Origin of the sequence: Rummeliibacillus suwonensis (genome assembly GCF_007896435.1) — a bacterium.
GTDB classification, from domain to species: Bacteria; Bacillota; Bacilli; order Bacillales_A; family Planococcaceae; genus Rummeliibacillus; species Rummeliibacillus suwonensis.
Window position 1 is genome coordinate 2,702,862 of record NZ_VCBL01000001.1, and the last position, 22,661, is coordinate 2,725,522.

16 protein-coding genes are annotated in these 22,661 nt (G+C 36.0%); 4 read left to right on the forward strand and 12 right to left on the reverse strand.

The features are described 5' to 3' along the window. Positions 1–11: 11 nt before the first annotated feature. The 10 genes from flgK to FEU33_RS12355 all read right to left on the reverse strand — a co-directional run bounded on the left by flgK (position 12) and on the right by FEU33_RS12355 (position 11,763). Positions 12–1,694 (reverse strand): flagellar hook-associated protein FlgK, encoded by a 1,683-nt coding sequence (flgK, locus tag FEU33_RS12310; protein ID WP_146549653.1) that lies wholly within the window; start codon positions 1,692–1,694, stop codon positions 12–14. A 255-nt stretch (positions 1,695–1,949) separates the two neighbouring features. After that, positions 1,950–2,444 (reverse strand): flagellar protein FlgN, encoded by a 495-nt coding sequence (locus tag FEU33_RS12315; RefSeq protein ID WP_146549654.1) that lies wholly within the window; start codon positions 2,442–2,444, stop codon positions 1,950–1,952. 16 nt (positions 2,445–2,460) lie between these two features. Further along, on the reverse strand, positions 2,461–2,724 hold the full coding sequence (flgM, locus tag FEU33_RS12320) for a flagellar biosynthesis anti-sigma factor FlgM (protein WP_146549655.1): 264 nt from the start codon (positions 2,722–2,724) through the stop codon (positions 2,461–2,463). A 795-nt stretch (positions 2,725–3,519) separates the two neighbouring features. Then, complete coding sequence (locus FEU33_RS12325; protein WP_146549656.1) at positions 3,520–3,936, reverse strand: TIGR03826 family flagellar region protein; 417 nt, start codon at positions 3,934–3,936, stop codon at positions 3,520–3,522. 445 nt (positions 3,937–4,381) lie between these two features. Continuing rightward, positions 4,382–5,008: a ComF family protein gene (locus FEU33_RS12330; protein ID WP_244951020.1), complete on the reverse strand. Its 627-nt coding sequence runs from the start codon at positions 5,006–5,008 to the stop codon at positions 4,382–4,384. Then, the gene (locus FEU33_RS12335) at positions 5,008–6,384 is read right to left on the reverse strand and encodes an ATP-dependent helicase ComFA (protein WP_146549992.1); all 1,377 of its coding nucleotides are present in this window, start codon (positions 6,382–6,384) and stop codon (positions 5,008–5,010) included. The genes FEU33_RS12330 and FEU33_RS12335 overlap by 1 nt, the downstream gene beginning before the upstream one ends. A 576-nt stretch (positions 6,385–6,960) precedes the next feature. After that, positions 6,961–7,803, reverse strand: coding sequence for a DegV family protein (locus tag FEU33_RS12340; RefSeq protein WP_146549657.1), 843 nt, complete (start codon positions 7,801–7,803; stop codon positions 6,961–6,963). Between the two features lie 864 nt (positions 7,804–8,667). Continuing rightward, on the reverse strand, positions 8,668–9,348 hold the full coding sequence (locus tag FEU33_RS12345; RefSeq protein WP_146549658.1) for a nuclear transport factor 2 family protein: 681 nt from the start codon (positions 9,346–9,348) through the stop codon (positions 8,668–8,670). A 555-nt stretch (positions 9,349–9,903) separates the two neighbouring features. Next, on the reverse strand, positions 9,904–10,578 hold the full coding sequence (locus tag FEU33_RS12350; RefSeq protein WP_146549659.1) for a response regulator: 675 nt from the start codon (positions 10,576–10,578) through the stop codon (positions 9,904–9,906). Positions 10,579–10,590: 12 nt separating this feature from the next. Then, a complete protein-coding gene (locus tag FEU33_RS12355) occupies positions 10,591–11,763 on the reverse strand; it encodes a sensor histidine kinase (protein ID WP_146549660.1) in 1,173 nt (390 codons plus the stop codon). 203 nt (positions 11,764–11,966) lie between these two features. On the opposite strand from FEU33_RS12355, the gene FEU33_RS12360 reads away from it, so the two are divergent. Together FEU33_RS12360 and FEU33_RS12365 are read left to right on the forward strand one after the other, a co-directional pair. Then, entirely contained in the window at positions 11,967–12,605 is a 639-nt protein-coding gene (locus FEU33_RS12360) for a YigZ family protein (RefSeq protein ID WP_146549661.1), read from the forward strand. A 133-nt stretch (positions 12,606–12,738) separates the two neighbouring features. Then, complete coding sequence (locus FEU33_RS12365; RefSeq protein WP_146549662.1) at positions 12,739–13,929, forward strand: LCP family protein; 1,191 nt, start codon at positions 12,739–12,741, stop codon at positions 13,927–13,929. A 572-nt stretch (positions 13,930–14,501) separates the two neighbouring features. Here FEU33_RS12365 and FEU33_RS12370 read toward each other — a convergent pair. After that, positions 14,502–15,539: a glycosyltransferase family 4 protein gene (locus FEU33_RS12370; protein ID WP_146549663.1), complete on the reverse strand. Its 1,038-nt coding sequence runs from the start codon at positions 15,537–15,539 to the stop codon at positions 14,502–14,504. A gap of 920 nt (positions 15,540–16,459) precedes the next feature. On the opposite strand from FEU33_RS12370, the gene brnQ reads away from it, so the two are divergent. Together brnQ and FEU33_RS12380 are read left to right on the forward strand one after the other, a co-directional pair. Then, complete coding sequence (brnQ, locus tag FEU33_RS12375) at positions 16,460–17,803, forward strand: branched-chain amino acid transport system II carrier protein (RefSeq protein ID WP_146549664.1); 1,344 nt, start codon at positions 16,460–16,462, stop codon at positions 17,801–17,803. A 1,009-nt stretch (positions 17,804–18,812) separates the two neighbouring features. Further along, complete coding sequence (locus FEU33_RS12380; protein WP_146549665.1) at positions 18,813–20,381, forward strand: FMN-binding glutamate synthase family protein; 1,569 nt, start codon at positions 18,813–18,815, stop codon at positions 20,379–20,381. Between the two features lie 336 nt (positions 20,382–20,717). Here the strand turns inward: FEU33_RS12380 and FEU33_RS12385 are convergent, their stop codons facing one another. After that, complete coding sequence (locus tag FEU33_RS12385; RefSeq protein ID WP_146549666.1) at positions 20,718–22,049, reverse strand: NAD-dependent malic enzyme; 1,332 nt, start codon at positions 22,047–22,049, stop codon at positions 20,718–20,720. Positions 22,050–22,661 lie beyond the last annotated feature (612 nt).

Here is a 22,661-nt window from a genome sequence, read left to right on the forward strand (position 1 = left end):
GACTATACCTCCTATAATCCTACGCGGCCCATGCCGTTGATGATTTTATCTAATGTTTCGTCTACAACTGTAATCATACGTGCAGATGCATTGTACGCTTGTTGGAACGTAATCATATTGGTCATTTCTTCATCTAGTGATACAGAGCTCATGGATGCGCGATTGTTAGCAACGGTTAATTGCTGCGTTCCTGCATTGTACGCCATCGTTGCTGCTTCTTGACCTTGAACGCCTAAGTTACCAATAAACCCTTCGTAATAGGTTTGGGCAGATGCATTATCTAAGCCTGCGATCGTTGTCGTTTTTAGATTAGAAAGCTCAATGGCATTTTTACCATTTCCTTCTTCACCCGCAACTGTGGAAGCTGCAATTTTGTTATAATCTTTTAGAATATCAGCACTCACTTTAATGTTGGCGGCCGTGATTGTTGCATCATTTGGACTATCATTACCATCCACAAAGAAATTTTCTCCAACTTCAGAAGGTACTACAGGAGGCCCTTCCTTCTCCAATGTATAACCTGCATTATGGATTTCATTGAACTTTTTCGCAAACTCCCTTGCTAACAAATTCAACTCTTCCATTTTATCTGGATACAGGCCATCGGATAAATTTTTGTCGGCAGCTACTGTAATAGTTGTGAGCCATGCACCTGAGCCATCTGTCGTTACAGCATTGGATGATGCTACATCATTATTTTTTACCGCATATCCATATGAATCAATCAAAGAAGCCATTTTCCCAGAGCCAACATCATCGAATTGATCATAATTGATAGAAGTTGTGGCGCCGCCCAAATCAATGGTAAAGTTTGTGAATGGTGTATACGTATCTGAGCTATCAAAAGCTCCTAGTGTGTAACCACCTGCACCATCTGGCTTATACCCATTCGCAGTAAGTGTAGCCGCTTGGTTTTGATCTACGACTTTTACCAACGAACCATCGTCTAATTTAATCGAAACATTCATTTTCCCTTCTGCAATATCTAACGCGTTACCACCAGATGGGGTATAACTAACCGTCACATTAAAGTATTCAGATAGCTGGTCGACTAGTGTATCACGAGCGTCATACAAATCATTCGGTAAATAACCATTTGGCTCTACATTACCGATTTGCTGATTGAGCGCTGCAATTTGTTTCAGGATGGAATTGACATCATTTGATTCTACACTAATTTCATTTTTTAAATTTGTTTGGATTTGCGTTAGTTGCTTACTGATGTAATTAAACGAATCCGCTAAGTGTTCACCGCGTTGAGCAACTACCGCACGAGTAGCTGCACTTTTGGGTGTTGTGCTTAAATCTTGTAATGCCGCATAAAATTTGTCGAATGCTGCGTTTAAACCATACTCAGACGGTTCTGCCAATATGTCTTCCATTTGAGAAATAGCATCTGATTTGGATGACCAGTAGCCTAATTTTGTTGACTCCTGACGATACTGGTTATCGATAAATTTATCGCGGATACGCGTAACGGAACCAGCTTGAACACCTGTTCCTAAAAAGCCGGGTACTTGTGGAGTGTACATGCCAACACCTGGAAAGCCCCTTGTTGCTTCCATATTCACGCGTTGACGCGAATAACCGTCCGTATTTGCGTTCGCAATATTATGTCCTACTGTATAAAGTGCTGATTGCTGTGTGGTAAGGCCACGCTTACTTGTTTCTAAACCCATAAATGTGGAGAACATATTTTACCTCCTAATTTAGCTACAAAAAGTAGTTGTATTTCATTCACTCGTTTTATATATGTCTTTAATCGGTTAAAATAATGTTTTTTTTAGATGAATCTACAATATTCGTAACTTCCTATTTTATTTAGATGAGACTAGAATAAAATCTTATTTAAAATAACCGTATGAAGGCAAATTTATAAACCTTGTTTCATACGGTTTTATTTTCAAGTATTTGTACAAAAATCAATTCATTTTCAATTAATATCCTGCTTATGCCTGTGAATCGAAATGTACTTTTGACATATTATTGCCTCGTACTTCCGTTTTAGAATAATTGATTTGTTCTGGTTGTGGACGTAATAAATCTAATGTCATATTTACAAATTGTAAAGATTGGAAAACTAATTTCTGATTCAAGTCATTTTGCTTTTTTAGGGTCTTAATCGTTAATAATAGTCTTTTTCTTACTTCATCCAGTTGGGCTTTTTCTTCCGGCGAATCAGCTACTTCCATAACATCGGCAACTGTCGTTTGGCCAGATGGAGCAATCCCCTTAGCTCCTAAGTATTCCGTTACCACTTTCTGGCGTTGTTGCTCGAGCTGTGTAATCGCGGCTACATGCGCTTGCTCATCCTTGAGCATTTGATCGATTCCTTTCATGTCTCCAACTTTGATCAGTTCGGTCTTATGATAAGAAAGTTTGAGTAGACTCTTATGCATTTTCTCAAGTTTATCCATAATGGTTAATAGTCGATCAATGGACATTTCTCAAACTCCTTTTCTACTTACGATAATATTTCAACATATCCGACGCAAGTTTTTTGGCATCTACCTGATAATTGCCAGATTCTATCTGTTCTTTTAGTTGTTGAACTCGCTCAGCTCTTTCATCAGCATAACTCTTAATGCCTTGTAAATCTTTAGCTGCTGAAGAAATCTCTAATTGATCTGTTACATTGAAAGTACTTTTTTTCACTTGTTCTGTTTTTAATGATTGGTTTTGATAAGGATTTACCTTATTTACACCATAATTATATATTTTCATCTCTTACGCCCCCTCATCTATAGCGTTTTCTATATGTTATTTCGGATAAGTTTATGTAATGTTAAGTAAATTAACCGAATAGAGAAAGACTTCCTATTATTCAAGTGGCTCCATAGTTCCATTTTCCTTTTAAAATTTGATAAAGTGAAGCTTCCATCAATGAGGGTTTTCTTCATCTCCCATTGATGGTTAGCTGAACCAATCAGACTTTTTACTACTGGCTGTTTTTCTATTATCTGCTCGTTGTCCCTATTTTGATATGGATGATTTATGACTTGTTTATTATAAGGGGATCTGTTTGTGAAATGGACGAAAGGTGGGTTGCGTGGATAAATAGAATCTTGTTTCGTGATGGAATTTCTTCTTCCGTGGATTGGACCTCTGCTTCCATGGATAGAATCTCTCCTTCCGTGGATTGGGGCTCTGCTTCCGTGGATGGAATCTCTCCTTCCGTGGATGGAACCTGCTTCCGTGGATAGAATCTCTCCTTCCGTGGATGGAACCTACTTCCGTAGATTGGGGCTCTCCTTCCATGGATAGACTCCCTTCTTCCATGGATTGGAACTCTTCTCCCTGGATAGAACCCTATTCTTCCATGGAACGATTTAGTTTTATAAGAAGGATTATTTTTCCTTATGAAATGCCATTCTTTGCGGTGAGATTTACGCCGATCCACCAATAAAAAAAGAACTAACAAAAACAATTGTTTTCATTAGTTCGTGATTTTTTTAGCTGATGACACTTTATCAAATTAAGCGCAAACGTTACTCATGATAGATAAGCTCTTAAAAGGTTTTATCGATCTCGCCGTTCTGCCAAATAAGTCGCTTTGGAATTTTCTTCAACATTTTTTCGGAATTCCTGACCTGCTTCAAATTTTTTTAAATCCGATTTGAGCTCATTTGCACATTTATCACATAATTTTCCCTTTGTTGTTAAACGACCACAATTATCACATGGATAACCTAGATTTGGAAATAGAGCTGGTTGTAATCTATTTTTTTTAACCCATTTATATAAAAGTTCTTTTTCTACTCCTGTTGCTTCGACAATTCGATCTACTGTAGCTGCTCGGTTTTCTCTTTTTCGTAAAAAACGATACACCTTTTCATACATTTTTTCTTCTTCAGCTGCACACTTCGGGCAAACCTCTCTGATGCCGGTGTAATTAAAGAAATCACCGCATCTTGGACAATTCCGTAATTCCCCCATATTGGTTCCTCCTATTATATCCTTATCTTCGTTTATTCATATTGTCGACATTACCACGTAATTTTCCATAATCTATTTATAGGAAATTGATTTTCTAGCTATATCATAACAAATTAATAGGACTTTGGGTACTTATTAAGAATTGATGTTCTTTATGAAATTACGATTTTTGTCAAAAAGTTGTGAATTATTCAGGCTTATGATCGATTTTCCAAAATATAGATACTTCAAAAATGGGATCTTTTTCGACCTTGAATAAGTCTGCTGAAAAACGATAGAATCGTTATTTTCATTGAGCCAAAACGATCTTTTCTTTCATTTTATAAGCTGAAAAAGTTGATTTTTATCATGTTTCGAAGATAAATTGACTGTCCAATGATTTACTTGCTGGTACGGAATCGAGACTGGCGACTGTCTTTTGTATTTGATTAAACTTTGTAAAGCTTCAACCTTGAATAAGGGTAAAGGCCGTGACCTTTTCTGCTCCTGCTTCTAATAATAGTGACTTCGCATGTCTAATGGTGGTACCCGTTGTGATAATATCATCTACTAAAACATAATGTATCTTTTCAATGGTGACATGCTGTTTTAGCCTGAAGAGCTGGTCTGATTGTTCCCTTTCTCTTTTCGATTTACTTGATTGGGTGGTGGGGAGCTTTTTCTCCAATAAATGCGTAAAGGGAATATTCGCAGCATTCAATAATTCATCGATATGTGCAAAGGTCCTTTCTTTTAATTTTTCAGGATGCATTGGTATTGGAACGATGGTTGCTTTTTCATCTTTAAGATGCTGGGAAATTTGTTCGCGAAACACTTTTGACAATACGACATCCCTCATAAATTTATATTGATGCAAGAAATCTTTCATCGGCTCATTATAATGATATATTGCCGTAACATCCTTGTATTTTTGCTGTTGACATGTGACTGGCTCAAATTTCCGGAGGCATTTTTCGCAAACAACGGGAGCCTTTGTTTGAGTAAGTAGTTTACACCAAGTGAGTTTATTTGGTAACGGCGTGGCACATAGGTAGCAACGAGTGATGGTCATCTGTGGCAATTTCTCTCGCATTACATAAGCACCTCCATATCGTTGAGCATCATGATCTCCTTTCGTGCCTCATCCATTTCAAAGGTAATGCCATGATGAAAAAACACCAGATCACCAGTTGGACAGTCGGCAGAACGCCCTACTCGTCCACCAATTTGAATGAGTGCGCTTGCGGTGAAAATACCACTTTCTGCGCCAACGATTGCCACTTGTACTTTTGGAATAGTGACCCCTCTTTCTAAGATGGTTGTCGTTAGTAACCCAGGTACTTTTTTCTCTCGAAGTGCAGCTACCTTTTCCTTGCGATTAGGATCATCTGCATGGACAGCTTCAATAGCTGGGTGTAATTTTTGAAATAATGGCACGGCTTTCTCCATAAGTTCGATTGTTGGGAAGAAAAGGAGAAATGGTTCTTCATTTGTCAGTCTTAAACTTGTCCAATCTCGTAGTTTTTTGGGTATCTTGCCCTTTGTTATTTGTTTTTGATAGTTGAAAAGTGAAACATAGCGTGGTACTAGAAGCGGATGACCATGGTATCGCCTCGGAATAAACGAATATCCTCCTTTCAACTTTTCCACCTTTTCCTTTAATTCATCAGATGGTGTCGCCGTGACATATAGAATGGGGGCATCTGGCTTCTTCGCTTTCTCAACTGCTTGCTGTAAAGTTTCATCGAATGTATACGGGAAGGCATCCGCCTCATCGACTATCACAACATCAAAGACTTCTTCAAATCGATACAATTGATGCGTCGTTGCAATAATCAGGGGAGAATAACGTTTTTCTACTGTTGCTCCTCCGTATAATGCTTGTATAAAAATGTTTGGAAATACTTTTTGAAAACGTGGTGCTAATTCTAATACAACATCTGTTCGTGGCGTAGCAACACAAACTCGCTTATGCTGCATCAGACATTCTGCTACAACCGGAAACAGAATCTCCGTTTTTCCAGATCCGCAAACCGCATGCAATAGATGCACTAGATTCTTCTTGACGCTATCGATCAGTTCCTCTGAGGCCTTTTGCTGCTGTGGTGTAAAAACACCTTTCCATCGGAATAAATGTGAACGGTTTAATTTTGGATGGTACGATGATAAATTTTTTCGCTGTGGTCCGATCCATTTGACCAAACTAGAACAGTTGCTTACTCTTCCCATCTTGATGCAGTGTCGACAATATACGCAGATCTGTTGACACTTCGCACAATTGAAATGGGCAAAGAACTCTGGATTTTCGTTGTGGCAGCGATTGCAAATGTATTTCTTATTTGAGAATAATTTGTGAGTGGTGGGGATCATACGTATACCTGGTATTGTTTGAATATAGCCCATCTTGATATGTTGGTGGATAGTTTCCTTTAAGAAAGGTAAATGCTCGTAAAGCCATAAACGTCCCATTAAGAAGTCGCGAAGCTGGTCGTTTATCAAATGGTGTGGGACGTACAAATTTTTTAGTGGTTGTGACTTGTTAAGTTTAAAATGCAAGTTTTTCCTCCAATTCTGGGGTTGGATTGGGTTTATATTACAAAATCATGAAGTGCAATGCAAGAGATTTTTTAGGTAATTCTCTTGATTTTATTATGGATTATAAAGATGGAGGAAATTTATCACATACGATCAGGCATTGTGTGAAGTCTCACCTTAATATGATTTAGATACACTTAATGTTCTACGAAATTGTAGTTTGAAGACTAAGATAGATAATTTCTAGAGCGGTTGAAAAAGTTCATTTTAATAAAAATTTGATTTTTTAGTATTAATTATATTTATTTAAAAAAGCAAATTATTATCATTAAAAATGGCCATTTCACCATTTTTTAATGATCTCCTATTTTCTAACTGTATGTAAATTCAATAATCTATCCCTTCTATATTTAAAAAATTCTTTCTTACTGCTAAATAATAGGTAATTTCTTGACTTTTAATTATGCAAAAATCTCACTAAGAAATCTTAGTGAGATTCATATTTTACTATTATTTTTTATACCAACCTAACCCAAGTGATCCTTCTCCTAAATGTGTACCGATAACTGGACCAAAATAGCTTAGTTTGAAATGTACAGATGGATATTTTGCTTGCAATGTTTCGAGCCATTCTTGTCCTTCCGCTTCACAATTGGCATGAATCACTGTTGCTTCAATATTCGGATGCACTGCAACATCCTCACCTAATAATTCCTCAACACGCTTTAACGCACGTTTACGAGTACGGATTTTTTCAAATGGGACAATCACTTTGTTTTGAAAATGCAAAATAGGCTTGACCTGCAATAAACCACCGATTAATGCAGATGCTGCAGAAAGTCGGCCACCGCGCTGCAAATGAGACAAATCATCTACCATGAAATATGCACGCATTTCTTGTTTCATCTCATCAAGCTTGGTAATAATTTCTTTTGCGGAAGCACCTTGTTGTGCCATTTTAGCAGCTTCAATAACGTAAAAACCTTGAACAGCACAGGCGATTTCACTGTCAAAGCCATAAACATCGACATCTTCGACGATTTCCCCCGCTTGAACCGCTCCTTGATATGTACCACTAATACCACTAGATAAGTGAATCGTCACGATTTCATCATAGTCTTTTGCTAATTTTTCAAATAAAGAAACAAACTCGCCAATTGGTGGTTGAGAAGTCTTTGGAAGCTCCTTCGCTTCTCGAACTTTATCATAAAAAGTAGCAACGTCTATATCGACGCCCTCCGCATATGTCTCTTTGTCAAAAATAACACTAAGCGGTACTACGTGAATATTGTATTGTTGTTCTTCAGCTTTGGACAAGTAGGCTGTACTATCTGTTACAACGGCTGTTGTCATTATTCATTCACTCTCCTACCTAGTTCTTCATTTTATAGTATATCTCTTTGAATGTTCAATGAAAAAGATTTCTAGCATTTAGTTTTACCGATTTCTAACAATAAGTCAAATAACAATATTGAAATGGAGAGAATCTATACATGTGCTACTTTCGATGAAGAATTTTTTATTTGTGAATTATATTTGGAGGATTGAGGAGTTGTATGCTTGTTTTAGGACTTAAATTATTTCGTCCGTGGATACAATTCATTTTTCCGAGGATTGGAGACGATATTCCGTGGATTGACATCCGTTTTCCATGGATGGCATGGCATTTCCCATGGATTGGAGCATATTTCCCGTGGATCAACTCATTTTAAGGAAATTCAAGAGGACATTCTATAGGAATCAGACAATCTTCTATGATTTGAGAGTACTTTATTATGGGGAATGACCCTATTTACTTCATTTTGTAGATGAGACAGAGTTGGCTGATCCTAATACTATTTCGGAGGACTTAAGTTTTCCGGTTCGTGGATACAATTCGTTTTTCCGTGGATTGGAGACGATATTCCGTGGATGGCTCCCGACTTTCCGTGGATTGGCTCCCGACTTCCGTGGATAGATCCCCGCTTTCCGTGGATGGCTCCGGACTTCCGTGGATGGCTCCCGACTTTCCGTGGATGGTCACTCGTCTCCTATAGATTGATACCTATTTTCCATGGATTAACCCCTTTTTCGAAAATCCAGGAGAACGTTCTCTCTAAAAAAATACAATTTTCTACGATTTGAGAGTCCCTCATAGCTGACCATCTTCAATGAGTAATTTTTCCACCATAAAAAAATGTAAGGATGTGGTTCCTTACATTTTTATCAAATCGTGGATTATTCTTTTGTTCCCATTACATAGACAGCTGAGATCCCCCATTTGCCATCTTCCTTGATTAGCACGGTTACTTGATTTAAGGGTTGTGTGAATGATTGGTCACCTTGTTTTACTACTGTTTTAATATTCGCAAAAACTTCTGCATAATTTTCTTTGTATTTTTTTATTGTTACATTTTTAGCAGTTCGTTTTACATCGTAGTCTTTAAATGCTTGTTTCGTATAATCGATTTCTTCATCATAGTTAAAGCCCTTTGGATTTTCTGCTAATGTTTTGGCGTAACGATTGATATCTTTAGCATTGAATGCATCTATATATTCGTCAAAATCTGCAAGGATGGCCTTCTTCTCATCGGCTGGTACTGATTCGGCCTCACTTACTTTACCATCAGAGTCTAATTCGAAACCGACCTTTTCTTCGTCGTCGCTAGATGAATCAGATGTTGTCTGGTCTTCACTTTTATCTGCTGTCGAATCTTCTTTTTCTGTCGTTTTGGTAGCTTCAGTGTTTTGTTTGGTATCTGACACGCCATGATTGATCGAATTATCTTGTGATGCATAATCGCTATCTTTTGTAGAGCCAGAATTATTATCTTTAGCACCATCATTATTATTGCCACAGGCTGCAAGCACAAGCATTAAGGCACAGATCCCGAACAGTGCTATTTTTTTGAAATTCATTGATTTCCCTCCTACTTTCTCTTTGAAGTTTAGGATACCCATATTTTTTTATAATTCATCATCAGATATGCTGATTATCCAATTCTACCCATAAGGTAGCTTGAAAAATAGAGAGTTTTTCAGGATTACACCCGATTTTCGTCCTACTTTTCCTTATCAACACACCTGATTCGTCATATCTACAATTTCGTCCATGATTAAGACGTACTAGATATAAATAAGTTTCGAATATGTATATCACGTATAAAGTTTCAAATACACTCAATTAGTATAATCCAAAATATATTTCTATGTCATCAGAGTGTTTTTTTGAAGTACAAAGCAAAACTTCCATTCAAAGAAAATCTTATAAATACAGTGAAACTTTACCATGGTGGAAGGGTTGCTTCATCCCGTGCTAGTTGAACCAATCAGGCTGTCACTAGTCGTACTTATGCTTTGTTTTACTGGTGTTTTGAAGCGGGAGCTTGTTGTCTATCCATACGAGGGAAAATGAAAAAGGCTAGGGCAACGGTTGTTACACCATCACTCTAGCCAGATCCGAAATATTGATAATTATCGCACTTCTACCCATCCATTTTTTATGGCTGTTACGACTGCTTGTGTGCGATCGTTTACATTCATTTTTTGTAGAATACTTGATACATGGTTTTTAACCGTTTTCTCAGAAATAAATAACGTTTCGCCAATTGCTCGGTTACTTTGTCCATCCGTTAAAAGTTGTAAAACTTCACATTCACGTTTTGTCAATAGATGGAATGGACGACGAATCTCTGTTTGATGGAATGAGCCTTTGTTTTCACGTTCGCTTAGGCGACGATATTCAGCCACTAAATTACGCGTTACTTTTGGATGTAAGTATGAACCACCAGCAGCTACGATTTTAATGGCTTCTATGATTTCATCTGCATCCATTTCTTTCAGCATGTAACCCAATGCACCAGATTTTAATGCATGTGAAACATAAGATTCATCATCATGGATTGAAAGGATGATGACTTTTGCATCTGGGTATTTTTCGAGTAGTTCAGCAGTAGCTTCTACACCGTTTTTTTGTGGCATATTGATATCCATCAATATAACATCTGGTTGGTATTCTTCATAAAGACGCATGACATCTAAACCGTCATCACCCTCTGCAACTACATCAAAAGTATCCTCAAAATCTAAAATACGTTTTACTCCTTCGCGGAATAATTGGTGGTCATCTACAATAATAATTTTCGTCATGAAAATATCCTCCTAAATTCGGTTCGTTTTTTTCAATTCTTTGTCTGGATCAATTGGGATTTTAAACATAATACGCGTACCTTTATTTTCAGCTGATGTTAGATTCATTTCGCCATTTAATAATTCGACTCTTTCTCGCATACCAATTAAACCAAACGAATTCTTTTTTACAATATTTGTATCGAACCCGATACCATTGTCCTTAATAGTAATATTGACGTGTTCTTTACGCCACTCAAAATTTACTGATACAGTATGCGCTTTGCCATGTTTTATAGCATTATTAACACATTCCTGGACTAACCTAAAAACAGCTACCTCATAATTTGTACCTATGCGTATTGGTTCACCTATTGAATTAAAATGCACAGTAGTTCCTTTGTTATAGCCTTCCACAGAATTCAAATATTTTTTCAAAGTTGGTACAATTCCTAAGTCATCTAAAGCCATAGGACGCAAATCATAGATAATGCGTCGTACTTCGTGCAGAGCATCGCGAACCATTTCCTTTAATTCTAATATTTCCTGAAGTGCTTGTTCAATACCTCTTTCTTGATAGGTGCGACTAATTAAATCAGTCCTTAGTAAAACGTTTGCAAGCATTTGTGCAGGACCATCATGTATTTCCCTTGAAATTCGCTTTCTTTCTTCTTCTGTTGCTTCAATGATTTTAATCGTGTATTCTTCTCTCATTTTAGCATTTTCCAGTGCTGGTCCAATATGCTTTAGATCGAAAGTCAAATAATTTAGAACAACATTCACTTGGTTTACCAGGTGGTCAGCCCTTTCTATGGTGTCAAGTAAGCTGCGCATTCGTCTTTCTAAATCATCCCTTTTTTCTCTAAGTTGCTTTTCTTCGGCTTGGAGGACGGAGTAACGAATTTGTATTTGATTCGCTTGATCATAGGCTTTGTGAATTTCCTCTTCTGAGAATATTTTAAAATTTTTCGATACTTCTGCTAAACGACGTCTTGAAAGTCTAGATTTCTTTTCTAATACATCGTTTTCACATATTAAATTCTCTATTTTAGTTCGAACTTCCTCTAATTCAAGCTTCATCTCTTCAAAAGTTCGGCGACTTTGCTCACTAATCGTAAAGATGTCATTTTTTGATTCATCAATCGTTTTTACCATTCGATTGAAGATCAAATCTAGTGATTTCAAATCGATTTTATCATTTATCATTCACATCACCCTTACTTTTTGTGCTACATTTAGAATAAATAATACATATAAAAATATACATAGTATACATTAAAATTTGTATCTTTTCTACTGTACCCCCGGCATTATTATATCATTTATCAGACCTAAGACTATTAAATTATGATGTCAAAAATATGTTAAAGGTTTCATTCGAATAATACCATTTGTATGAGGAGTGTAACATGCGAAAAAATTATTTAACACTAAAAAAAGATGGAAATAGCGAAATAGTTATATCAAAGTCTAGATTTATCGCGAACTGTAAAAGGGTAGAAACTGAGCAACAGGCGATTGATTTTATCCAATCCATAAAAAAGGCACATCGTTCAGCTACTCATAATTGCTCAGCCTATTTGATTGGCGAACAGGATCAAATTCAAAAAGCCAGTGATGATGGTGAGCCAAGTGGCACTGCTGGCGTCCCGATATTAGAAGTATTAAAGAAACAACATTTAAAAGATACTGTAGTTGTTATTACTCGCTACTTTGGAGGCATTAAATTAGGCGCAGGTGGATTGGTCCGAGCTTACGGGAAAGCAACTACTGCGGGAATTGATGCTAGTGGTATTGTTGAACGACGCCTGCATCATCTTATGAAAATTGTGGTCGACTATGTTTGGCTAGGAAAGCTTGAAAACGAAATTCGAAATTCTCCCTATTCAATAAAAAATATAAATTATGCAGATCGAGTAGAATTTTTTGTTTTTGTACCGAAAGAGGAAGAATCCTCGTTTACTGAATGGCTGGTAGAAATGACAAATGGACAAGCTACTATTACACGTGATGACATATTATTTTTAGAGTTTGAAAAAAGTAACTAAAAATTAATTTTACTGATTGAATTCTCCATAGTATAATTAAATCCGTTATACGAAAAAGCGGAAACTTTCTATTTAAAATCAGCGTCAAATACAATATGTAATTTTAGTATTCCTATATTAGAGGAGAATATATATGACAAATTCTAGAGTGCAGGCGAAAAAGGAGAAAAAGGCCAAAAAATCAGTAAAAAAGAAGAAAAAACACGTCGTTTTAAAAACCTTCTTAATACTTATTGCTTTAATGATCATCACAGCTGGTTCTTATGCTTTTTACCTTTTCAAGCAAAGTGAAAAAGCTGCCAATAAAGCATTTGATAAAAATAATACGCGTGAAAAATCTGAATTGCGGCAAGAAAAGGTGGAGCCTTTAAAAGACAATATCTCCATACTATTTGTCGGTATTGATGATAGTAAAGCACGTGAACAAGGTTCAGATCATTCCCGCTCAGATGCTTTAATGTTAGCTACATTAAATAATAAAGATAAATCCGTGAAATTACTAAGTATTCCACGTGATTCATATGTCTACATCCCTTATGTTGGACATGAAGACAAAATCACTCATGCCCACGCATATGGTGGGACACAGGCAACCATTGATACTGTAGAAAATTTATTAAATGTTCCCGTAGATTATTACTTCCGCGTAAATTTCGATGCTTTCATCGATATCGTGGATGCTCTTGGTGGTATTGAAGTGGATGTTCCATATGAATTACATGAATTGGATGAAAATGATAAACGTACGGTGAATTTAAAACCTGGCAAGCAAGTTGTTAATGGTCGAGAAGCTTTAGCGCTGGCTCGAACACGACATCAAGATAATGATATTAAACGTGGCGAACGCCAACAAATGATTTTAGAGGCGATTCTTAAAAAGGCTTCGTCTGTATCATCATTGACAAAATATGACGATATATTAGAAGCAGTCGGTAATAATATGAAAACAAACATGACGTTTAATGAAATGAAGTCACTTGCCGCCTATATAAAAAATGGAATGCCACAAGTTGACTCTCTTTCATTAAAAGGTTCTGATGATATGTCAACGGGTATTTACTATTACAAATTAGATCCCAACAATCTTTTAGAAATAAAACAAACATTACAAAATCATTTAGAGCTATCTGAAGATGAACTGAACAACTCTCAAAACAATTCTTCTGATGATACCAGCGGAACGGATACAAATTCGACAAACACAAATAGTAACAGCGGGTATGGATCTGATTATCAATCTAATTCAGATTATAGCGGTTCTAATTCTGGAAGTGGTTTTAGCTCAAATTACGATTCGAATAATTCATCAAATACTAACCAATAATAAAGTGAAGCTTTTTAAACAGTGGAGGACTTAACCTCCACTGTTTTTTGATGAATCAAACGACTTTTATAGGCAATTATTTATTTTCCTTAAATAGGCTTACTATTACCTGCTAATGAGGGATAGAAAGGCATTACAATAACTAAATGTCTTTTTCACCAATAGATATGCTAGCTTGCAAATAATCACTTGTGAAAGTTTATTTTGTAAAATAGTATATCCACAGTTGTTACAGCCATTTAGGATATTATCCACAATTTATGTTGATAAATTTTAGAAATATTCTGAAATTATCAACAATTCCACAACCTTATCCACAATTTTGCCTTGCACACCCAGTATATTCTTCAATCGTTGGACTTCAGCCCATTCATTTTATAATTTAAAGTTTGAGGATTTTCTACAAACCCCTGAAGAGTATTCTTCAGATTACCTTATAAGCCAAGCCCTATAAGCTCCTACGGTTAGGAGTCTCTCTTATAGCTTATTTAATACTTGGATAAAAAAAGAGTGAACTAAAAGATCAACCACTTCTCTAGACCTTTTAGCTCACCCTAATATTTTATAAAACTTTATTTTTTACGAACAAGATTCAACAATGGACGATAATTTTGTCCAGCTAGTCCAATCGCTTCGACAAACAGTTCAATTGCAATTAGAATCACAGCAATTAAAAGAATTGCTCCCCAAAGTTTTGCCATTGAGAAGATAATTGCCGCTAAACCAAACATTGTAGCAATTCCATAAATGAGTAAGACTGTTTGACGATGTGTAAAACCGATACTCATCAAACGATGATGTAAGTGAGATTTATCTGGGCTAAATGGTGGTTGTTTGTTTAACAAACGACGCACAATAGCAAAGAAAGTATCTGAAATAGGCACACCTAACATCACAATTGGAATAACTAATGAAACAAATGCTACGTTTTTAAATCCAAGCAAAGCCAGAACAGAAATCATAAACCCAAGAAACAGAGCTCCGGTATCCCCCATAAAAATCTTAGCTGGGTGGAAATTATAAAATAAGAAACCACATGTGCTTGCGGCAAGGATTAGTGCCATGACAAGTACAAATACATTCGACATTATGAATGCCATTGTAGCAAGTGTAATCAGCGCAATCGTGGAAACACCTGCAGCAAGGCCATCTAATCCATCTATTAAGTTAATCGCATTCGTAATGCCAACAATCCAAATTAAAGTTAATGGGATACTCAAATATCCAAAAAATAATTTACCGCCAAATGGTAAATTGATAAAATCAATTTGAACACCACCAAAGAAAATAACGATTGCCGCAGCAATTGTTTGCCCAATAAGCTTTGCCTTCGGAGTAATTTCAAACATATCATCAAGAATACCTGTTACAACAATAACAAAGCTTCCAATTAGAATGGCAATCATTGAGTCATCCATCGGTTGTGCAATCACTATTCCCATTAAAAAAGCTATGAAAATAGCCAGTCCGCCAAGTCTTGGCATAACATGATTATGCACTTTACGATAATTTGGTTTATCAACAGCACCGATTCGGTATGCGAGTCGTTTAACAATCGGAGTCAAAAGAATTGAAGCAACAAAGGCCACAACTAATGCTAGGTAATTCATATATTACCCATCCTCCTTATAAAACTCTACGTATATTAATAAATGCACCTTAAAAGCGCATTCAAATGCTAATCATTATTGAATACAAGAAGTATTATAGCATGATTTGAGGAAAATAACACTCTGTTTCAAGTAATTTCTTTACACAATACTATTTTCATACTATACGATTCTTTCCACTATTTTAACCCATTAAATACTTGAAATATTCCATTATTTTCGAAATCATGCTTCATATTATGTTTTTTACTTTTACATATTCGTATGATTTTACGCTTGCTAATAAGGAAGAAGGACAAATCAAACTTTCTATTTTATGTATAGCGATCTCAATATTTAATTTAAACGATTCGCATATGATTTTTCAGCCATATTCATTATGCAATTTTATCTATTCAAAATAAGTGTCATCAACTGATTTTCGCACTACAATTATCGAATCAGCTGATAAATTATATCAAATTCTTCAATTGATGCTACATATGATTCATTCCCATTTACATTTTTTCAATTTCGTTATTTGTGACAGCAAGAAGATCTTGTGCTCTAAATATTCTTTAAATACAGCTTTTGTCGTACTCGCTGTATTTGTTGGTTCATTCTAAGGAATAATAACAATGAACTTGCCATTGCAAACAAAAATAGGCCACAATGTCTTTGCAATAAGGTATAGGTCATTCTAAATCTTCTATAATTTTTGATATTTTATACTAATAACTTGAATTTTCTCTTTTTATATAAAATTTAAGGTTTCATTATTGACATATTCATGTTAATCTATTCAAGTGTCTTTCATAACTATTGTAATTATAATTTTCAGATAACAACGAATATTTAATTACCTTTTTACAATTAGTATGACCGGTTTAAATTTATTTCTAAATATTACATGCAGTATATTTTAAAAAGGAGTCTTTTTTATGCAGAATCAACATCTTTCTCTGTGGGAAAAAATTTCAGTCGGCTTTATGTTATTTGCATTGTTTCTAGGTGCTGGTAACATTATTTTCCCACCGTTACTTGGTCAACAGTCCGGTGATCATTTCGTCTTAGCCATAATTGGATTCTTAATAACTGGTGTTGGTCTCCCATTATTAGGAGTTATTACAGTGGCAAAATCAGGTGGTGAGCTACAAGATATGGCGGGCCGCATTAGCCCTCTATTTGGTGTAATCTTTACAGCCATTGTGTATCTTGCAATTGGACCATTTTTTGCATTGCCTCGAACAGGTACAGTATCTTATGAATTAGGCATCAAACCTTATTTATCAGAAGGAACCGCAGCATCGTTTTTACCATTATTAATCTTCTCTATTGTTTTCTTCTTGATCACCATATTTTTCGCGCTGAATCCAAGCAAACTGATTGACCGTGTCGGTAAAATACTTACTCCCGCGCTTTTAATCGTCATTACAGCACTAGCTGTGAAAGCAATTGTTTCACCAATGGAGGGTTCTGGGAAGGCTATCAATGGATATGTAAAAAATCCATTTGGTGAAGGTTTTATACAAGGCTATTTGACGATGGATTTCCTTGCCGCCTTGATCTTTGGTATTGTAATCGTTGAAGCCTTAAAGGGTAAAAACATTACACATAAACCAACAGTTGTTAAAACAACTATCTTCGCGGCATTCATTGCAGCGGCTGGATTAGCACTTGTTTATCTGTCACTTGGCTACATCGGTTCATCAAGTTTCAAAACAATCGGTGGATTTGACAACGGAGCAGACATTATTACAAAATCTGCAAATGTACTTTATGGACAATTTGGAAACATCTTATTGACGGCTGTTATTTTACTGGCATGTTTAACGACATCAATCGGACTAATGACTGCATCATCTGAGTTCTTCCATAAAATCTTCCCTTCTATTTCTTATAAAGGTTGGGTATGGATCTTCACAGTTTTTTCAACTTTTGTCGCAAATATTGGTCTAGAACAATTGATTGCCATCTCTTTACCCGTACTACTTGCCATTTATCCACTTGCAATCGTATTAATGTGCTTAACACTTGTTTCAAAATGGTTCAATGATGCACGTGCTGTTTACATTTCTGCACTGATTTTCACAAGCTTTGTTAGTGTCTATGATGGTCTTAAACAGGCAAAAATTACATTTACAAGTTACGAAGACTTTCTAAATAATATTCCCCTTTACTCTGCAGGGATTGGCTGGTTAATCCCTGCTATTGTAGGCATAGTTATCGGCTACGTGATTTCATTGTTTAGAAAAAGTGATAGCCATTCTGTAACAACCAACTAATATGTTTTTTTAGATGAATAGGCTGTAAACAAGCTCATAAAAGAGTTTGCCTACAGCCACTTTTCTATATAAAAATCACGAACTATCATTAAATGCTGCTTAATCTATCCAAAACCAAAATTTTTTTCAATTATTGAATCTTCCTTATGCGCCACCTCCTTCTCCATATATTTTCTATTTTTGCCTGTCAGCTAACAGCTATCCTTTGAAACTAAATAAACTTTTAGCATATAAATATATATCAATTACACCTCCAGCTAACCAGTGTTCGGATTTTTCTTCGGTCTGCTCGAAAAACTCTTCTTCCAAATCCGTGATATCCATCGAAGACTTAGGGCAATACGATGTTGGTCATGAAGCTGTTGCGGCATAAATACGAGGGCATAAGACTTTGATCCTCTATTCCTCTAGATATTTGTATACTTCGCTGGATGAGGAAAAACAACTACTCATAGGAAGGTCGCTGAAAAACCATAGAATCACCATTTTTGTTGATAAAAATCCATTTTTTCTTTCATTTTATGACCTTGAAAAGTTAATTTTCACCATGTTTTTGAAGATGACTAGACTTTTTCATTGGCTTTCTTATAGGGGGAAGCTTCTGTACCTGTCGCTTACGCTTTCGGTACAAAAAAGGTTTGCTCCTGCCACTACGCTTTCGTCGCATCAAACATTTTCTGAATCAAGATCAATAAATTATACCTGTTGGTTAGGAAATGAACTTCTTCTTCACTGTGTTGAGTTGCATCAATTTGGCTTTTTCAAGTAGCTGTTCCTCGGATTATTTTTGCTTGTTACCTAAGTCTTGAAATGGAGTCCATTGCCTGTTAATATGGGATAAATATTCTACTTAAAGAAAGTATTTGCAATATTTTTCTCATCATGCTTCAACTTTTTAATTTAAACGCTTGAATCTATCTCGAAATGTGATATATTTAATACGCTATTGAGATAAATTCACAGGTTAGACACAATTATAAATAGATTTTAGAGGTTAGGAGATCATAAAATGTTTTCAACTATATTATTAATTCTAATAACTATTTTTATCATTATTCCTGCAATCTTATTATTAGTTTTATATATAATAGATCGTCGGCAAAAACAACATGCAATTCTACGAAATTTTCCAATTCTCGGTAGAATACGTTATATTACAGAAAAAATAGGACCTGAACTTCGACAATATTTGTTTGATGATGATCATGATGGTAAACCATTTAGTCGTGAAGACTTTTTACATGTCGTATTACCTGGGAAATACTTAGGAAATGTCATTGGATATGGGTCAAAACGCAATTTTGAAGAAGCAGGATTCTACATTCGCAATGCGATGTTCACTAAACAAGTAGATGAAATGCGTGTAGACCAAAGTCAAACTGTGGAAACGCAAAAATATGTTATCGATTCTGATGGATTATTTCAACGTAAAGAACATACAGAAAAAATAACGGTGCAACCTTGGCTGCTTCCAGAAGAAGATGCTATTGTGATTGGACCAAATTGTCGTGAACCATTTGTTGTCCGCAGTTTAGTCGGCCAATCTGCTATGAGTTATGGTGCACTTGGAAAAAATGCTATTTCCGCTTTATCCAAAGGAATTAGTATGGCAAAAGGTTCATGGATGAACACTGGTGAGGGTGGACTTTCTGATTATCATTTAGCTGGCGGTGCTGACATCATCGCTCAAATTGGCTCTGGTTTATTTGGCTATCGTACAAAAGATGGTGAATTCAGTTTTGAATTATTAAAAGAAAAAGCAGCAATTCCTCAAGTAAAAGCATTTGAATTAAAACTTGCACAAGGTGCCAAAACTCGTGGTGGTCATGTTGAAGCAGAAAAAGTGACGGAAGAAATCGCCAAAATTCGTAACGTTGAACCTTATAAAACGATTAATAGTCCAAACCGTTTCCATCAATTTAATGATCTACCATCACTATTTGATTTTATCGATCAGATTCGAGAAACTGGCGGTCTTCCTGTCGGCATTAAAATCGTAATAGGTAGCCCTGATGATGCAGAAGCGCTTGCATCATATATGAAGGAATCTGGTAAAGGTCCAGATTTTATCACAATCGATGGTGGTGAAGGCGGTACGGGTGCAACATTTCAAGATTTAGCTGACAGCGTTGGTTTACCTATTCATTCTAGTCTTGTTCTTTTACATGATGCCCTTGTTAAACATGGTGTACGTGATCGTGTTAAGATTATCGCTTCTGGTAAAATTATTACTGCGGACCGTGCAGCGGTTATCCTTGGCTTAGGCGCAGATCTAATCAATATTGCACGCGGATTTATGATTTCAGTTGGATGTATTATGGCACAACGTTGTCACACGAATGAATGTCCTGCGGGTGTTGCAACAACGAATCCCAAATTACAAAATGGTTTAATCGTTGAAGAAAAAAAATACCGTGTGACCAACTACATCATTACTATGCGGAAAGGTTTGTTCAGGGTAGCAGCAGCAGCTGGTTTAGACTCCCCAACCAAATTTAATAGCGAACATATCGTCTACAAAGATGACTATGGACGCGTGTTCAAAGTTGAGAATCTAACAACAAAACAAATAGGTTAAGTGATTGATTTCAAAAATGAAGTTGCATTTTGAAATGGAAGACTTACTGCCTGCTTATATATAGGCTAAAAAGAAAGATTGCTAGATTATCCCATAGGTTTTTGTAAAAAAACTGCGCGGTAAAAAGCACGAATGTTGATTGATAATCGTACCACATCCACAAAGTCAGATTTTTAGTTTAACTTTCGAGGTTGTATATGATTATCAAACCATTCGTGCTTTTGAGTTATATGTTTTTTGGCTGTATGTCCTTTTGAAGGAACACAGCTTTAGTGAATACATCTCTTTAGAAGTAGTTCTTGAGTGGTTTCTTTTTCTCCAAAAAGTTTTTTCTTATCATATAGTCACTTTTTCGTTCACTTCTTTTAGAGCGACACGTTCTACAGCTTTTGCAACGGCCGCGTGAACATTTGGATCTAATGGATGCGGCACTAGATCGCCATTATGTGTAGCATCTACGATAGCTTTAGCAGCAGCTAGTAGCATTGGATATGTAATACTTTTTGCGCTTGCATTCAATGCTCCGCGGAAAATTCCTGGGAAGCCCAAGACATTATTGACAAGTCGACCATCAGCCGCATATGCTGCTCCTGCTTCAAGTGCATCTTCCGGCGTTATTTCCGGGAATGGATTTGACAGTGCCAAAATAATTTGACCCTTGCGTACCAATTCTGGTTTGATCAAACCGCTCACACCTGTTGTAGCAATAATAATATCGCAGTGTTCCATTAATTCCTCAATGGAGTTCATCACCGTTCCACCAAAACTTCTAAGTCTAACGAGTGAACTTTCTTGTAGATCACTACCGCATACTTCTTTGACACCATATTCTAATAACATTCGAGAAATGGCTAATCCAGCTGCACCAAGCCCAATTTGACCAACTACTGCTTGTTTTAAATTAATCCCCGTATAACGACATGCTGACAGTGCTGCAGCCAATGTGACAACCGCTGTTCCATGTTGGTCATCATGCATGACTGGAATTGTCAAATCTTTTTTCAAGCGCTCTTCTATTTCAAAACAATGTGGTGAACCAATATCTTCTAATAAAATACCGCCAAACCCTTGTGCAATATGTCCAATCGTTTCAACTACTTCGTCTGGATCGCTTGTATTCAATAAAATGGGTACTCCACTAATTCCAGCAAACTGATCAAACAATACCGCTTTTCCTTCCATTACTGGCATACCTGCTACTGAACCAATATTACCTAACCCAAGAATGGCCGTACCATCTGTCACAATCGCCACTGTATTTCCAATACTTGTGAAATAATGTGCTTTTTCGGGTGAACGATGAATTTCTTGACAAACACTTGCAACGCCTGGTGTATAAATTCGACGTAAATCGCCAACTGAACGGACATCGATTTTACTCGTCATGTGTATTTTTCCGCCTTCATGCGCTTTCATCACATCATCCGAAACTGCACGAACTGAAATATATTTGAGCTTATTAATCGCTTTCACAATTTCATCTAACTGTGCTAAATCCTCACATGTACATGAAATATCCCGAACGGTAGATAATGTACCAATTTTTAGCGTTTTAATATCACCTATATTACCACCTTGATCCCCAATTGCTTTTGCAACCTTTGCTAAATTACCGGGCTGTGAAGGTGTTTCTACAATTAAATTACGCATAATATTTTGGACAGACATTCCATTTCCTCCATCTTTATCTTGAACTATTCTTTTGAATGTTTTTAATTATTAGACTACATTCTACTACTACACCCTATAAAGGTAAATATTTATATCATAAACGAGCTGAAAAATCACAATTATCTGTAAAATAAAGAACGTTTACGTTTGGAATTTATTAATTTAGGGCATGCTTGAACTGTAGTGATTTACATATATTCGCCTCAATGTAAAACACTATTCCATTATTCATTGCTTATTTCTATATTGAAATAAAATATCTATACACAAGAAACCATTAACCTCCTCAGCTCTTGCAAAGAACCGCTAATTCCCTTGTTAGCGGTTCTTTGTTGTCGATTCATCTCAAAATCAGAGTCTGCGGATTGTTACTAATCTAGTTGTAGAATAAGTATCTTAAATCTCCTTATTTTATACACCCAACTACTCTATTGATACAAATCCTTATCAAATTCAACACCAGCATTCATCTGTAGTCCTTTTTTCACACTTTTTCGATTCTATATTCAAAAATATATTTTCATTGATCTATCAAATTTCCCTTTTTTTCTATCTGGATTGTTTTCGTTTTCATTTTTAACTACAATGAAACTAACAATATTTGTACGC

What these genes read in the sequence shown, in the direction of transcription:
- flgK (WP_146549653.1), bottom strand. Translation starts at nt 1,694, where the DNA reads ATGTTCTCCACATTTATGGGTTTAGAAACAAGTAAGCGTGGCCTTACC.
- FEU33_RS12315 (WP_146549654.1), bottom strand. Translation starts at nt 2,444, where the DNA reads ATGTCCATTGATCGACTATTAACCATTATGGATAAACTTGAGAAAATG.
- flgM (WP_146549655.1), bottom strand. Translation starts at nt 2,724, where the DNA reads ATGAAAATATATAATTATGGTGTAAATAAGGTAAATCCTTATCAAAAC.
- FEU33_RS12325 (WP_146549656.1), bottom strand. Translation starts at nt 3,936, where the DNA reads ATGGGGGAATTACGGAATTGTCCAAGATGCGGTGATTTCTTTAATTAC.
- FEU33_RS12330 (WP_244951020.1), bottom strand. Translation starts at nt 5,008, where the DNA reads ATGCGAGAGAAATTGCCACAGATGACCATCACTCGTTGCTACCTATGT.
- FEU33_RS12335 (WP_146549992.1), bottom strand. Translation starts at nt 6,384, where the DNA reads ATGGGACGTTTATGGCTTTACGAGCATTTACCTTTCTTAAAGGAAACT.
- FEU33_RS12340 (WP_146549657.1), bottom strand. Translation starts at nt 7,803, where the DNA reads ATGACAACAGCCGTTGTAACAGATAGTACAGCCTACTTGTCCAAAGCT.
- FEU33_RS12345 (WP_146549658.1), bottom strand. Translation starts at nt 9,348, where the DNA reads ATGAATTTCAAAAAAATAGCACTGTTCGGGATCTGTGCCTTAATGCTT.
- FEU33_RS12350 (WP_146549659.1), bottom strand. Translation starts at nt 10,578, where the DNA reads ATGACGAAAATTATTATTGTAGATGACCACCAATTATTCCGCGAAGGA.
- FEU33_RS12355 (WP_146549660.1), bottom strand. Translation starts at nt 11,763, where the DNA reads ATGATAAATGATAAAATCGATTTGAAATCACTAGATTTGATCTTCAAT.
- FEU33_RS12360 (WP_146549661.1), top strand. Translation starts at nt 11,967, where the DNA reads ATGCGAAAAAATTATTTAACACTAAAAAAAGATGGAAATAGCGAAATA.
- FEU33_RS12365 (WP_146549662.1), top strand. Translation starts at nt 12,739, where the DNA reads ATGACAAATTCTAGAGTGCAGGCGAAAAAGGAGAAAAAGGCCAAAAAA.
- FEU33_RS12370 (WP_146549663.1), bottom strand. Translation starts at nt 15,539, where the DNA reads ATGAATTACCTAGCATTAGTTGTGGCCTTTGTTGCTTCAATTCTTTTG.
- brnQ (WP_146549664.1), top strand. Translation starts at nt 16,460, where the DNA reads ATGCAGAATCAACATCTTTCTCTGTGGGAAAAAATTTCAGTCGGCTTT.
- FEU33_RS12380 (WP_146549665.1), top strand. Translation starts at nt 18,813, where the DNA reads ATGTTTTCAACTATATTATTAATTCTAATAACTATTTTTATCATTATT.
- FEU33_RS12385 (WP_146549666.1), bottom strand. Translation starts at nt 22,049, where the DNA reads ATGTCTGTCCAAAATATTATGCGTAATTTAATTGTAGAAACACCTTCA.